Source organism: Photorhabdus khanii NC19, assembly GCF_000517265.1.
GTDB lineage: Bacteria > Pseudomonadota > Gammaproteobacteria > Enterobacterales > Enterobacteriaceae > Photorhabdus > Photorhabdus khanii.
The window spans coordinates 1-13,208 of the sequence record NZ_AYSJ01000007.1 but is presented as its reverse complement, the minus strand read 5'-3'; the positions used below and the strand labels follow the sequence as shown (position 1 = coordinate 13,208).

The window sequence follows — 13,208 nt, the reverse complement described above, 5'->3', positions numbered from 1 at the left end:
GNCNTANCNTTAGATTGCAAGGCCCCNTGAGCCAAATTGACTGTTTCTGACAAACCGAGGTTTTTCACAAACGCGTTTTTGTCGGGGATATCAGCACCATTTTGGTTTTTTGCAAGTTTGCTATTTGCATTGTCATTAATTTCAGTCACCAGCTTTTGTGATGCGGCTAATGCACTGCTGTTGCCGAGTTTGTCTGTCAGTTCAATACCTCTTTCGGCTGCAATACTTTTAATTGCCACGGCCAGTTGATTTAATTTACTTTTGTCAGGCTTAATGCCCGCTTCCTGCAAAACCGCCAACAATTCAGCCTGCACAATGTTAAACCATTCCTGACCCGGGTAGCTGACAGCAAGCCCAGCACCGCCGTCAGTAAACCAGAGTAGCGTCGGATTGCTNGCCGGCGTGATGGGTGGCATTACGCTAACACCCGATGGGTTATCAAGTCCTAAGTTCGTTAATCCTCATAAATAAATACAAATTCGGTTTCAGCGGGGGCATATCGCTCTAATAAACACTCAAGGTCTGCTGCATCAGCAACACGCAAGCGTTGCTGACAATTATCCAGCACAGTTGAAAAACGCGTGGTTCTTTCAAAGACATGAACAAAAACACGAAACCAATTCTTTTCCGGGTAAATTGGATAGTTGCATCCCCGCAAGCAGTGATGCGGGTAATGCTCCTCAATTTTGATGCGATAGCCACGTTCTGCGGCCAAACGTTCATAAAATTGATTACAAAGACTGCCCGACATCACTAATTTTGCTTTTACTGCCTGACGACGACTGTCAATCGTTGACTCATTATCAATGCTGCAATCAGGAAGTCCGGCAAAGTCTTCCCAATCTTTCAGTAACATAAAAGCCCGGTCGGCATAAATTTCATTTAAAATAGCGTCATTAATCACATCCACGCGGGCAAATTCTTCGCCTGTAGCCAGCATTAATTTACCTAATTTGCTATCAGGATCTTTTAGCCAGGCTTTACCGTTTGGCAGCAAATTAAGCCCGGACTCTTGATAATCTTTGGCTGTCATTGCCATTCGATATCTCCCAACCCAAAAATTTCATGCTCTGCCGTATACACATCCGCAACAGGTGAAATCACGGTGTTATCAATTTCACCCGGCGCGTTAGAAATTGTTGCCCGTATTTCTGATAGTAAAGCCAGTCCACCGGGCGGCAGATTTTCCAGATAACTTTTCAAATTGGTTTTTACCGCCAGTCTGACGACTTCCGTGTTCGGCGATAAGCGAATACGGAAATTAATGATCTTAGCAACGGGGCTTTCAACAATCAGCTCTGCCCCGGTTGTTTTGCCTTCCGCTTGATTTGTGACCGGGTTGATATGCCCGGTCAGGTATTCTTTCACACGTATCAAATCGCCAGGTCGTGGAAATATGTTGGTTTCTTCATCCATGACGAACAAAACACCCACTGACCCATAGCCTCGGTAACGCGGAATACACCAAGCCCGAGTCACCCCGGCACATTCTTTTGCCCAGCGTTCATAGTCATATTTATTGCCGCCCGAAGGCGGGTATTGCACTCTGAACAGCAAACGGGAACGCAATGAATCCATCGACTCCAGTTCTGCGCCGCCGCCAATGTACTGACTCATGGCTTGAGTTCTCATACTAACCACTGGCGACACCAATTCAAATGCGACACCGTCCGCCGTATTTCCCTGCCTGCCGGGTTCGATGGCAATAACAGAAACTGGGTTTTCACCCGATGCGGCATACACATCATCAATGGACTCAAAAATAACCCCATCCGGGCGCTGAAAGCGTGTTCCTTTCGGTATCACAGTTTCATTTAGCACCGTCACTGTAATACGCCCTGTTGCCTGGGTGGCGGGTTTACGCCACACGCCCCAAAACTCACAATGTTCAAGCAACTTATCATCATCTGAAAGGTGTGGGACAACTTGCCGGCTAGTCCACGCAAGGTGGTCATGTAATCCGGCGGCGTTACCCGCGTTAGCAAAAGCGATTGCGCCGGTTGTGCTAAATGCCGGACGGGCAAAGGTGCCGGGTAAACGACTTTCAATATCTGACTGAGTACGAGCCAGTAACGCACTAAGAGGCGGGGCTTTATACGGCATTTAAATCACACTTAAATGAGCTTTAAACGACAATGGCAACACACTGCCGTTGAATAGAGTAATAATCACTGTTAACAGTAAAACCCCGTGTTCGGGGGCTGTTGCGGCAACAGTGATTTGCTTTGCCTGCTTGTCTTCAATCAGCCACGCCAGCGCTTCATCAGCATAGGCTTTGGCACGATGTAAAACTGATGACAGTTGTTTTTCCCGCGATAACAGCCATAACCGGCTGCCAATCGGTCGCGTATTAAATGAGTCTCCCCACCAACCGCGTTTGTCAGTACCTGCCCCAGACGGGAGTACATCAGAATCCAGTGCCCGGCGGTCAGTAAACAAGGAAATAATGACGGCGGTAGATAATGAGTTATCCAGAGTAATATCGGCATGCGCGATAACGATGTCCGCGTTGTTGGTTTGCCATTGAAGCGCGATGTCATTCATTGTGGTTTGCTCGTGCTGTATCCGTCGTGTTCAGTGTGAATATGGTCTTTACCGCTGGTTGAGCCTGACATATGATTGGTGGCTGAACTCACACCTTTTATATCAACATTGCCAGTGAAGCGGGTTTGAGGAGCATCAAACACGATTTCATCCGCCACAACTTCCAGCCGTTTGCACTGAATGCGGACAACACCATTCTCAGTCAGTAAAATATGATGTCCTTCCAGGTGATAAAGCGCACTGTCGCCCGCCTTTAGCTTACCCATGCGACTGTTTTTATTATCGACAGCAATCGCAACTAAGTGCTGGCGAACACCACTGACGGACAAGACAATCGCCTCACTGCCGGCAGGCGGAACGCTGCTATGACCATAGTTTTGAAATCGTTCGACATCATCAGCCGTTTCATCAGCCAACAGGGAAACCTGCAAGTTTTGCTGTTTCAGCGAGTCATTGACGATATTGACGACACCACGCGAAACCAGCAGCCGGATACGTCGTGACAGACTTGCGGTCAGTTTGTTAATCTGGTTGATCATTTCCACATCCCATCATTAATTTTAGGCTCAGGCTGGGCGGGTTCGTTGAATCCGTCACGCGGCATCAGTTCGAGCTTTGTTACCGTGCCGGCATCGTTATCGAGCGTATAATTCACTGAGACAATCAACAGTTCTTTCTCATTCAATCCGGCTGGCTGGGCGTTTAACGTCACCCGTTCGTTAGGCTGCCAAAGCTGGCTGTTTGGCTTGAACCAGCCGGTAACCCCAACTGTGGCGGTTACGCCATGTGCCAGTGAGCGCTTTTGCTCCCACGAGCCGCGCGCATTGCCCTTAGCTGTTGTTAAGTTATCATCAGCAAGAATGATAGTCGGGCGATAGCGGGTAATTTCAGCATCACGCACATCAATATTAATTGCAGTAGATTGTGCCGGGGTTTGGGTTTCGCCCCATAAGCCACCCGCAGCGTTACTGCCTTTGACCCGGTACAAGCTGAACCGGTCAACCCAGGTCAGGTAAGTGTCAATCGTTTGAATTTTCACGCCCTGGCTGTCTGCTGGCCCCAGCACTAAGACACCGGCTTTTTCCGTGCCGGCAGTGGTAAAAACCAGTTCACCGAGCGCATTGCTGGTTACCAGTACCCCACGATGCCGGGCAGCACGGGACAGGTTATCAAACACGGTTTCCCCCGGCTCAATCTGCCACTGTTTGAATACCGTTGCCGCTGATGCCGTTTTGACTTCCCACCGAACGACGACACTGAATGGTTTGCACAGGTCTTTGGCGATAGTTTCCAGCGTGACATTACGCCACTGGCCTTTACCATGAATGGCCGCGCAATCAACTAAATCACCGGTTTTATCCCGGCCAGATACCGTAATAGTGCGTTCATCATCAATACGGGTTTCCACCGTATCCACATAACCGGTGATCACCCGCTGACCGTTAATTTCAAGCTGGCAGGATTGCCCCGGCATCAGTACCCGCGGAGAGTCGCCATGTTTAACCGTGACGCCTAACGAAAACTGACCGGCCATATCTTCCAGGCTGCGGGTCACATTCAGCGTTTTCCAGCCGGAATAGATTTTATTACCCAAAATTAATTCAATCGTGTTAGCCATTAATCACCTCAATAGAGAGTCCACCGGTCACGAACGCCGGGTGCCGGATACCGTTCCGCCGGATAAAACGGTTCAGTTGTCGCACATCACCGGTTTCACGATAAAGTGTGACTAATGCCGGCTCTGTTCCTGCCAACGCAATATGCCGGGCGGTCGGTAACGCCCCCGCCGTGGCTTGCATTTGTTGCACAAAGGTAATGCGAAAATCACGGAGCTGATTTGAGGTCTCAAACCAGCCCAAGTCACCCGTGGCTATCAGCAACTGCATCAGTTCATCATCTAATTGGATGCTGGCTTTGCGGGTATCATCCAGGGTTTCAATGAGCGGAATGGATGTCACTGGAGCCTCAGATAACTGAGAATTAACAGCGTAAGGTGCCCCTGCCAGAGTTAATGCAGGCGCAGGCGGTTTAGTTTTCGCCGCTTCTGTCGCGGCGTTTAACACTAACTTGGCGAGCTGAGCCGCAATAAAAACGGTGGTTGTGGTATTAACCACATACTGTAAATGTGCCACTGCCGGCATATTCGACTTAGATTGTACCTGCATACTGCTGCCGGTTTTACGTAACGCCCGGCTGGCAACCGCCGGTGGGGCAACTTCTGCCATGCCACTGACCAAATTAGCCATATCATCAAAGAGTTGATGCGGGGCATTAACCAGGTTCTTTAAGGAACCTTTCAGGGCCAGCGCAGAACCCAACAACTGATTCATACCGGAGGTGGCCGGTAAACTGCGAATTCCGTTAACAATCGTATTAACCGTCGCTTCAACCGTATTCAGTGTATCCGTAACTTTAGCGATTGCGCCGGTAACCGTGCCCCACGCCGCAGTGACATCGGACAGAACACGGTTCGTCAGGCTGTCGCTGTTCAGTTCAGGCTTGTGCGCTTCAACCGGGGCGGTCTCATCCGCTGCCGGCACAAAGGTGACAGAAAACATCGCAACCCCGCCGGTATAGCAGGATTCACGGACAGTGTAGGTTTCAATCTGGATCTGCTGCTTGCCAAAATAGGGATGGTCGATTTCGCCTGGATCCGGAGCTTCAAGTGCGGTTATCAGGGTATCACGCTGATTAAAGTAGTTATCACCAAACACAATGGCCGTAAATGCATACTCGCGGGTGGTCAGTCCCATGTCTTCGGTTTCGCCGTCGTCCCGCAAGGGGTATTCGTGACGAACAACGCGGCGGCCACCTGAAATGGTGGCGTCATCAATAATATAGAAAGTCTGACCGCGAAAGGTTCCCTTGCCGTTCCCCACCCGGCTGCGCCAGGAATTGTCATTAAACAATGTCATGACCTGGTCAAAATCAATTTCCATCAGTAACTCTTCCCGTAGCTGTAGCCGGTGTTCACCCGCAAATCGATATTTTCCGCTTTAACTGATTTGGTTTTCGCTTTGATATCCCCGGTTGTTTCAACCTGAATCGTAATCTTGCCTTCCGGCGGTTTTTGCTGATTTTGTTGAGGTTGGGGCTGGCGGTATTCCCACGGCTCGGTGATGGGCGGTGCTGTGTTTTTCGGCCAGTCTCCCGTCAGATAGGGCGAAGGTTTGATGCCGTCTTTTTCTATCCGTTCGTTACGCTCATACCACCAATTCTTCAGGCTGACGGGGAATATGTGGGAACCGCGTTCTTTACCGCTTGCGTCGTAGGCATAGGGGTATTCTTTACGCATCTGTTCGAAATACTTATTAAGATTTTTATCTCGTTCTCCGGCTGACAACAGGGGCAGCGCCACGGTTGATGCAATGGCAGCGCCACGGATCCGGCCTTTTTTTGATTTAAAGATATCATCAGGGCCAGTGGCATTATTATTGTTGTTGTTCTGGTCTTGCCAGTTCGTGACATAAACGGGCACCACATCAGAACCACTTAATGGCCCGGAAGGGGTATCACCGCCCGCCGAACCTGCGGGGCCACCCTTAATATATTTAGCAAAATTGTATACCCCTTTACCGGCGCGATACACATAACGTGCCGCCACTGCTGCCCCGATCGCATACGCGGCTTTTTCAACGGCAGCGGCATATTCGTCCAGCTCTTCTGGGGTCAGGGAATGGATCGCGTCAGCCAAATCCTGAACAGGTTTAGCCAGTTTCAGTTGAGCAAATCGCTCACCGGTGTTTACCAGTGACGTCAATGCGCCATTGAACGTTTGGACATTCTGTGTGGCTTTTTTCTCCAGCAATCCCTCTTCAATATTATTCGGGTGTGCGAGTTTTTTTACCAAATCACGTTTTTTAGGATCGGCAAAAACCATAGCCAATTTCAAGGTATCGCCATCAAAAACATCTTTTAAATTTCCTTCTTTATTTTTGGCCGCCGTTCCAATTTCAAACATCAAATCCGCAGGTTGTTTTAGTTGCCTGTTCTTATCAGTGGATTTTATTCTCCCCTTTTGCCACAGTGTCTTTAATTTATCTTTGTCGGTAATAACCCCAAAAAAATCTTGTAACGCACTGTCTGCTTGTGAGGGGTCATTAAATTCAGCACTGGCTATTCGCATCATCGCTAACAATTGTCCTTGAGCTGTTGGCGACTGCCATTTTGTATTTTTCGCCTGCCCAGCAATTGCTACAAGCTGCTCTTTAACATTTCCAGTTCCCTCTTTCGAAGTGGATACTACTGTATCCAGCCAGTGGCGCATTGCTTCTGGAGCTTTATAACTTTGACCAGTTGTCCAAAGCTTACCCAAAACATCACCAGCTTCACTGGCTTCCATCTTGATCCCATTGATACTGAGCGCAATGTTATCCAATTGCGTCAATGTGGCCTCAAAATCGTTAGTTTTCCCTAAAAACGCTTCTGCGCCGGTCATGAGATCGGATGTGCTGAGTTTACGATGGGCGGCCACTTTGGTGACCGCCGCATCCAGTTTCATTACCTGGTCCGCCGTCAGATTGTAGGTTGTGCCCAGTTCGGTGATGGTCTGCTGATGGTCGGCAACCTGTTTGCCCGCCATCGCCAGCCCGCCCCCGGTCACAAATCCCACTATGCGGTTATCAAATTTATCCAGAATGCCGTTCGCCCCCGTCACCGCACTGGAAAACAGCCGCATAGAGCGACTGCCTTCCGTGCCAAACCGGCGGATACTGGCCCCGAACTGGCGGGCCTTTTGCGTCACATTGCCGACCAAATCAACAATAAATTCGGCGCGATTTTTCGTTGTCATTTAGCGCTTCTCCAGCCAGTGTGAGTACAGTAATAGTTTCGGCAACGGTAAGGCCAGCGCCCAGGCTGGCCCCCCTTTTAACCGGATACCGACGGATAAGGCAGTGCGCTCGACAGCCCGAACGCACTGCAAACTATCGCCCCTCGTCAGCCACCTGTTTCATGGTTTCCATCGCGGCATAGCGTTGTAAACCGGCCTGGCCGGCAATCAACTCTAAATCATCCTGATGCAGTGTTTTCAGTAATACCATCGGTATCGGGCCGTTGATGTTGCCAATCCGCGCGATAGTGCGACGTAACAACTCATAGCCCATTAAGGCGGGACTGGAGAGCAGTGCCGGGCCTTTTTCTGTCATCACTACCCGCTCACTGGCCGTTTCGGCATCAATCAAATCACCGGCGGTGAGCTGGCGCAGCTCGACATCACATTGTTTTTCGGCCTCGTCGTCCTGGCCGTAGGCCAGCCCATGTTTTAATTCAAATGTCATTTAAATCTCCTTACATTCAATGCCAATAAATTCAGCGGATATCTCACCTTTGCTGGTCAGTGATACATTGCCATCACACCAGGCATTAGCGATCATAAAGCGTTCGCCGGTATCGCATTCAAATTCGATAGTCGCATCCACCATATTTTTAATCACAAACAGACTGACGCCGGGCCCCTGCGGAATAACACAACTTAAACGTGCTTCCTTCGGGGTCTGTTGCCAACCATAAACACGGGCACCGATGACCGGGTCACGGGTTACGCCGCCCGGCGTCAGTTGCGCGCCGTCCTTGGTTGGAATTTCTTTCCCATTAAGCCGGATGTAAGCAATACCGGTGTACTGATAGGGGCTTGCCATAAGTTTTCCTGTTACAAAATAAACTGGATAGCGTGAGCGTAAATACGGAACTGATTAACCAGATTCGGATTGCTGCGGACATTAAGCCGATTGCGATCATTGCTGTCGCGTTCAACAATCAGTGTCGCTTTGAAGGCGTCGAAATCTTCCACCAGACCGGCAAATTCATGTTCGGTAAACAGTGCCAACAACTCCGTCCTGATGACTGACGGCGTGACTATCGCCTGACCGGCACTGGCAGGCGTACCGTCATTCGCCAGCTTATGGCGCGGGTATTTTTGCGTGATACGCACCCGGGTTGAGTAACGCAGATACGAGAGGGTAGCGATAGTCTCTACATCCAGATAACTGGGGTCGGGGTCACCGAAGCTGTTTTGGCGATACATCGTTATCATGCGCTCGATCTGTACGACATTACCCGCCGCGACATTGAATGTTGACATCCCGTCGTAGAGCAGCAAGTTACGTTCATTCAGTGCCCAACGGTCACTCGCGGCAGGCGGCAAAATGCCGGGCAGTTGCAAGGTTTGAAGCGGCCTGGCCGGGTCAATACTCAGTGAACCCACCGCCACGCCCGCCAGGGTGGCCGCCCAGAGATAAGTTGGCTGCGGCGAAATACCAGTTGCCATCGTTGAAAACAGATAATCATTGCGTAACGTACCGAAAGTTGACGCTTGAGCCAGTGTACCGCGGTAGGCCATCCAGCATATCCCGTCAATCATCCGCAGCGGCCCCCAACGGGTTTTCAGCTCATCACGCAGTAAATCGAGGTTCGGTGTATCCGTGAAGGGGTTAACAATATAGTTCCACCAGGTGTCACCGAAAGCGGTAATGGCTGCCGCTAAATCGGGGTTGCCAGTGGCCCCACTCATCGGGGTGATCGCTAAATTGATGCCCGCAGGGAGCATTTCCCCGTCGTAGTAGTTGACCCGGACATCAATATCATTGCCCGTCTCACCCCCCCATTTGGCCTTCAACATTACGGTGTCAGCCAGGGCTTCCGCACTCGCCGTTACTGGCAACTTTTCATTTGCGTTAATCGCCTCGCGGATTTTACCGGCCATCGTGACCTCATCATCACCGGCTTTGACCGTGACACGCACAGGAACGCCGGCTATCATCAGCGCAATTTGCCCGGTTTGAGCCACCTTACCGATAAGCTGAATTTTCCCCTCAGCCTTGACGCCATCGTCAGTATCGTCAAGGGCGAGTGCCCACAGTTCAGCAAACGCATTGCCTTTGATAAATGATGCCGCCATTTCAGCCAGCATAGAGCCACGGCCAAATGCGGTTTCAGCCGCACTGGCAGAAGTGACACGAAAAGGTTGCCCGCCGGGCACCCGTCCGGTTTTCATGCGCAACCCTAAGAGCAGCGTTTTATGCAACATCTGCGGTGTGCCTGTCACTGCGGCGCTGTTATCAAATTCGATATAGCACAGTGGCACCCGAATATTGGATGGAATTTCATTAAATGAGAGAGCCATTTATTGCGCTCCTTTTTTCGTTGATACAGCAGGAATTTCAACTACATCCCCCTCTTTCAGGCGACGTAACCAGTACCCAATACGCGGCTTTTTATCGCCTTTTTCAGTCAGGGGTTCGTAGGTCTCAGGGTCACGAACAACCAACCCCGGTGTGGGTTTAATATGCAATTCAGTCATGGTTTTCATTTATCCTGAATAGGTAAATCAATCAGGGCTTCCTGCTCAGGCGTCCCCGCTGGCTGCCCCCATTGCTGATAATGAGTTTCATAATCGTCTAAATCGTCAATCGCGATCGGGTCCGGCAACGGTTGCGGCGCATCAAAATACAGCCCATACACCGCTACGCCTGCCTGACTTTGCGTATCGCTCCACAGGTTGCCAACCTGAGTCAGGGTGAAGTTACCCGCCGGGGCAATCCGACGGTTGTTTAGCCAGGCGGTGAGCCGTTCAACAATCTGATAAATGCCCGGCACATGAGTTTGTTTGCCGTTTAACACGGACGCGCTGACAAAAATGCCCCAGGTGCTGATAGCGGTATGACGTATCTCGCCCTGGCGACTGCCTAACCAGGCGACGTAAACCGCCGGTGCGGTATTGATAATCAGCTTGACGGCGCTGTCACTCCACTGGCCGGGGTGGGTATCCACTTTGCGCAGTGTCTTACCAAACAACTGCTGAATACCCGCCAGCAATGCATCTGAAATATCACTGGTGATAGAAGCCGGTGTCTTCATCAGATAAATCCCCGCGATTTTTCGCGCTGCCAGACACTGCCCGCGCTGGTGATTTGCGCAATATCACCGCCCTCCGGGCGTTCAGCCTCTTTACTGAGTCCGAGACTGACATCCCCGGCAGCGACTTTTTCCAGCAGACGAATGGCATCTTCACTGTCTTTCGTGGCTTTTTCTGTTGCCGCGCCGTCTTCGAGCGAAAACCGCGCCAGCACACAAGCCACTCTAATCAGGACAGACGGCACCGTTTTCAGCGGCAAAGTCGCGCGACTGTCGATATAGCCGTCAATCGTCGCGCAAGCATCATCCAGCGCCGTTTGTATCAGTCGCTGACGTACAAGAGTCAGTTCATCGGCGGTTAATGCCGCCCAGTCATCAATCTTGACATCCGTCAGGGTGTTCAGACCGTCACGACTGTAGCGCGCGTACATATCGGCGAGCGTGGCGTAACTCATTTATTCGCCTTACTTTTCTTAGCGTGAGCTAACGTAGCTGTATCATCTTGATGAGCCAGCCGCCCCTTTTCGTCATTATCGGTATCTGACGTAATAACCGTGACAGACAGACGGGGATCCGTTTCCAGCGCCTGACGCTGCTCAACATTAACGGCCGGTAACGTGTTTTCACCCTGGTCAAGCACAAACCCGGCCCGGCGATAGCCATCATGGGCGGTATTAACCACGCAAACACCCATCGTTTCGGCGTTTTCAGCCATTGAAATTTTCTCTGACATAACATTTCATGTCCTTTAAACGGGGTTTAAACGGGGTTCACACCCCGTTTAATGGGTGATTAGAGGTAGTCCGCTACAATCAGCTCAAGACGGCCTTTCATTTCATTGCTGACAGTGCCGCCCTTGGCGTCAACCGTTAGCTCACGTTCTAATAACTGCGTGGCTTCTTTCTCCATTGCCGGCGGCACAACCAGATGAGTCGGCCGGATGGCCAGCGGACGCCCGCCATCGGCTTTAAACTGGCGCATGGCGGAAATCACCGACCAGACGTTATCCGCAGTTAGTGGGGCTTTGGCGGCGTAAGCCAGTTGCCAGAAGGCGTAACCGGCTTCACAACGGGTATCGACACCATAACGAATGAGCTTGCGCATAAAGTTTTGCTCATCATCCACTTTATCCATCGCCACCATTTCCGGTGCTTTACGCTGCTGGAAGATGATGGGTTTAATGGCCCTGGAATTATCAAGCACAAACCACGGCAACCCTTTATAGCTGTCGTCTGTCAGAATGTTACTGACCGATTTAGCATCCCCCTTGCCGTCTACATTAGGGTAGACAGGGTGGTCAGCATCAAAGAAGTTCTGTTTGTCGTAACACAGATTGGCGAAGCCGTTTGACAGCGCACCGAATACCAGTTCATCGGGCTGCACACCGGCAGCACGCCCCATTTCAGTAAATAAGGGGGAATAAATACCGATGTTATCGTCTTCAATATCATCCCGATCAACACCGACTGTGCTTTCAAATGGCCGGTTAATGATTTGATAACCGTGTGATTGCATGTCTTTGATAACACGATCACCAATCCATTCACGCATACCGGGAAACTGCCCCAGCCAGCCGTAAGTATTCGATTTTGTTGTGCTCGGTACGACGGTGGCGATTTGCTCATACTGGCTGGGAGCCTGGTCCAGTCCATTTTGAAAATCGCCGTTCCAGCCGGTGAATAACGCTTTAATCAGCGCGGGGGTCACAATCGCCATTATTTGGCTCCTTTTTGTTTGCGTTTCAGGAATTCGGTTTCAGATAATCCCTGGAGCCTCGCCGCTTCTTTTTCAGACGCGGACAGGACGGCCAGACGCGACGGGGGTTTTGTTCTCAGGGTTTGACGACAGGTGAGGGCCGTAATGCCTTTCCGGCCAGAAATCGCGGCATTGAGTTCGGCAATGCCGTGTTGTCTCGCTACCGCACGCAAATAAGGGACCTCTGCTGCTATAACGCGCCCTTGGCGGCGGGCACTGGTAATAATCGATTCTGCACTTTGTTCGCCAGAACGGGCACTTAACACCGCCGCACGACGGGCCAGAATTTGATACGCGCGGGCAGGAACAAACCGCGTTAAATCCACACCACTCAATGCGGCCTCTTCTAAGAGTTGCTCCGCTTCGGTGATATCGGCGGCGGCATCATCAACGATATCGGTTACGCCACTGGTGACGCTGTCCGGGTCTACGGTGTTTTCAATCACCGCTTGCGTATCAACAGCGGCCTGGGCTGAGGCTTTCAGGGTTTCAATCGCGGACAGCGCCTGATTCAGTAAATCACTGAGTGTGTCTTCACTGAGTTCGGTGGTATCGTCGGGCAGTTCAATACCCAACTGCTCCAGCAACTGGAGTAGAATGTCATTCATAAAGGTTTCCTCAGATTTGGGGAATAAGTCAGATGCCGCGAGTACGGCCAGGGATTGCATGCCGGTTAAACCGGGGTCGTTGGTGAGCGCCCCCATCCTCAAATAAAGCGGATGGCCTAACGCGTTATAAGGGAACACCGCAGACAGATACGCCCATTCGAGGTTATCCACTGCTTGCTGTGCTGTTGGAGTCAGTGACAGCCGGACGAATAATCCAAGCCCCTCACGCCACTGCATATCTGTCGCGGGGTTTTTCAGCCAGGCCGCCGCAATCGCGTCTTTGCATGCGGTGGCATCTTCCTCTTGTTTTAACGTCACATGGTTGTAGTCAAACAACACCGGCTGGCCGATGGCCGCTGTTGCTGTAATAAACTGTTCAGCAATCGCCGCATCCATAAACCACTGTCCGCCGGTGACATCCTCCGGCCGGCCGTCACGGGCACTAAT

At 51.0% G+C, this 13,208-nt stretch carries 18 protein-coding genes; all 18 read right to left on the bottom strand.

Going from position 1 to position 13,208, the window contains the following annotated elements:
• Positions 1-416, bottom strand: a 416-nt coding sequence (locus PTE_RS24455) for a tail fiber protein (protein WP_209435494.1), incomplete at its 3' end; no start/stop codon positions are given.
• A gap of 38 nt (positions 417-454) precedes the next feature.
• Positions 455-1,039, bottom strand: coding sequence for a YmfQ family protein (locus PTE_RS07905; protein ID WP_036844839.1), 585 nt, complete (start codon positions 1,037-1,039; stop codon positions 455-457).
• A complete protein-coding gene (locus PTE_RS07900) occupies positions 1,030-2,103 on the bottom strand; it encodes a baseplate J/gp47 family protein (RefSeq protein WP_036844836.1) in 1,074 nt (357 codons plus the stop codon). Before PTE_RS07900 ends, PTE_RS07905 begins: the two co-directional genes overlap by 10 nt.
• The gene (locus PTE_RS07895) at positions 2,104-2,544 is read right to left on the bottom strand and encodes a phage GP46 family protein (protein ID WP_036844833.1); all 441 of its coding nucleotides are present in this window, start codon (positions 2,542-2,544) and stop codon (positions 2,104-2,106) included. It abuts the gene before it with no gap.
• Positions 2,541-3,083, bottom strand: coding sequence for a phage baseplate assembly protein V (locus PTE_RS07890; RefSeq protein ID WP_036844829.1), 543 nt, complete (start codon positions 3,081-3,083; stop codon positions 2,541-2,543). Before PTE_RS07890 ends, PTE_RS07895 begins: the two co-directional genes overlap by 4 nt.
• The gene (locus tag PTE_RS07885) at positions 3,080-4,162 is read right to left on the bottom strand and encodes a phage baseplate assembly protein (protein WP_036844826.1); all 1,083 of its coding nucleotides are present in this window, start codon (positions 4,160-4,162) and stop codon (positions 3,080-3,082) included. Before PTE_RS07885 ends, PTE_RS07890 begins: the two co-directional genes overlap by 4 nt.
• On the bottom strand, positions 4,155-5,483 hold the full coding sequence (locus PTE_RS07880; protein WP_245219006.1) for a DNA circularization protein: 1,329 nt from the start codon (positions 5,481-5,483) through the stop codon (positions 4,155-4,157). The genes PTE_RS07885 and PTE_RS07880 overlap by 8 nt, the downstream gene beginning before the upstream one ends.
• Positions 5,483-7,336 carry a hypothetical protein gene (locus PTE_RS07875; RefSeq protein ID WP_036844823.1) on the bottom strand — a complete coding sequence of 618 codons (1,854 nt, stop codon included), beginning with the start codon at positions 7,334-7,336 and terminating at the stop codon, positions 5,483-5,485. Before PTE_RS07875 ends, PTE_RS07880 begins: the two co-directional genes overlap by 1 nt.
• Entirely contained in the window at positions 7,337-7,468 is a 132-nt protein-coding gene (locus PTE_RS26825) for a hypothetical protein (RefSeq protein ID WP_274534118.1), read from the bottom strand.
• A gap of 1 nt (position 7,469) precedes the next feature.
• Positions 7,470-7,823 (bottom strand): phage tail assembly protein, encoded by a 354-nt coding sequence (locus PTE_RS07870; RefSeq protein ID WP_036844820.1) that lies wholly within the window; start codon positions 7,821-7,823, stop codon positions 7,470-7,472.
• Entirely contained in the window at positions 7,824-8,183 is a 360-nt protein-coding gene (locus PTE_RS07865; RefSeq protein ID WP_036844815.1) for a phage tail tube protein, read from the bottom strand.
• 11 nt (positions 8,184-8,194) lie between these two features.
• A complete protein-coding gene (locus PTE_RS07860) occupies positions 8,195-9,667 on the bottom strand; it encodes a phage tail sheath subtilisin-like domain-containing protein (protein ID WP_036844812.1) in 1,473 nt (490 codons plus the stop codon).
• Positions 9,668-9,844 carry a DUF2635 domain-containing protein gene (locus PTE_RS07855; protein WP_070974993.1) on the bottom strand — a complete coding sequence of 59 codons (177 nt, stop codon included), beginning with the start codon at positions 9,842-9,844 and terminating at the stop codon, positions 9,668-9,670. It lies immediately after the preceding gene.
• A 5-nt stretch (positions 9,845-9,849) separates the two neighbouring features.
• Positions 9,850-10,401 carry a DUF1834 family protein gene (locus PTE_RS07850; protein WP_036844807.1) on the bottom strand — a complete coding sequence of 184 codons (552 nt, stop codon included), beginning with the start codon at positions 10,399-10,401 and terminating at the stop codon, positions 9,850-9,852.
• Complete coding sequence (locus PTE_RS07845; protein WP_036844803.1) at positions 10,401-10,853, bottom strand: gp436 family protein; 453 nt, start codon at positions 10,851-10,853, stop codon at positions 10,401-10,403. The genes PTE_RS07850 and PTE_RS07845 overlap by 1 nt, the downstream gene beginning before the upstream one ends.
• On the bottom strand, positions 10,850-11,131 hold the full coding sequence (locus PTE_RS07840) for an HI1506-related protein (protein WP_036844801.1): 282 nt from the start codon (positions 11,129-11,131) through the stop codon (positions 10,850-10,852). Before PTE_RS07840 ends, PTE_RS07845 begins: the two co-directional genes overlap by 4 nt.
• Before the next feature lie 59 nt (positions 11,132-11,190).
• Positions 11,191-12,114, bottom strand: a complete 924-nt coding sequence (locus PTE_RS07835) for a Mu-like prophage major head subunit gpT family protein (protein WP_036844798.1) — start codon at positions 12,112-12,114, stop codon at positions 11,191-11,193.
• On the bottom strand, positions 12,114-13,208 hold a 1,095-nt coding region (locus PTE_RS07830; protein ID WP_036844795.1), incomplete at its 5' end, for a phage protease. The genes PTE_RS07835 and PTE_RS07830, both read right to left, overlap by 1 nt.

What these genes read in the sequence shown, in the direction of transcription:
- PTE_RS07840 (WP_036844801.1), bottom strand. Translation starts at nt 11,131, where the DNA reads ATGTCAGAGAAAATTTCAATGGCTGAAAACGCCGAAACGATGGGTGTT.
- PTE_RS07890 (WP_036844829.1), bottom strand. Translation starts at nt 3,083, where the DNA reads ATGATCAACCAGATTAACAAACTGACCGCAAGTCTGTCACGACGTATC.
- PTE_RS07880 (WP_245219006.1), bottom strand. Translation starts at nt 5,483, where the DNA reads ATGGAAATTGATTTTGACCAGGTCATGACATTGTTTAATGACAATTCC.
- PTE_RS07885 (WP_036844826.1), bottom strand. Translation starts at nt 4,162, where the DNA reads ATGGCTAACACGATTGAATTAATTTTGGGTAATAAAATCTATTCCGGC.
- PTE_RS07865 (WP_036844815.1), bottom strand. Translation starts at nt 8,183, where the DNA reads ATGGCAAGCCCCTATCAGTACACCGGTATTGCTTACATCCGGCTTAAT.
- PTE_RS07905 (WP_036844839.1), bottom strand. Translation starts at nt 1,039, where the DNA reads ATGGCAATGACAGCCAAAGATTATCAAGAGTCCGGGCTTAATTTGCTG.
- PTE_RS07875 (WP_036844823.1), bottom strand. Translation starts at nt 7,336, where the DNA reads ATGACAACGAAAAATCGCGCCGAATTTATTGTTGATTTGGTCGGCAAT.
- PTE_RS07845 (WP_036844803.1), bottom strand. Translation starts at nt 10,853, where the DNA reads ATGAGTTACGCCACGCTCGCCGATATGTACGCGCGCTACAGTCGTGAC.
- PTE_RS07870 (WP_036844820.1), bottom strand. Translation starts at nt 7,823, where the DNA reads ATGACATTTGAATTAAAACATGGGCTGGCCTACGGCCAGGACGACGAG.
- PTE_RS07900 (WP_036844836.1), bottom strand. Translation starts at nt 2,103, where the DNA reads ATGCCGTATAAAGCCCCGCCTCTTAGTGCGTTACTGGCTCGTACTCAG.
- PTE_RS07835 (WP_036844798.1), bottom strand. Translation starts at nt 12,114, where the DNA reads ATGGCGATTGTGACCCCCGCGCTGATTAAAGCGTTATTCACCGGCTGG.
- PTE_RS07850 (WP_036844807.1), bottom strand. Translation starts at nt 10,401, where the DNA reads ATGAAGACACCGGCTTCTATCACCAGTGATATTTCAGATGCATTGCTG.
- PTE_RS07895 (WP_036844833.1), bottom strand. Translation starts at nt 2,544, where the DNA reads ATGAATGACATCGCGCTTCAATGGCAAACCAACAACGCGGACATCGTT.
- PTE_RS07855 (WP_070974993.1), bottom strand. Translation starts at nt 9,844, where the DNA reads ATGACTGAATTGCATATTAAACCCACACCGGGGTTGGTTGTTCGTGAC.
- PTE_RS07860 (WP_036844812.1), bottom strand. Translation starts at nt 9,667, where the DNA reads ATGGCTCTCTCATTTAATGAAATTCCATCCAATATTCGGGTGCCACTG.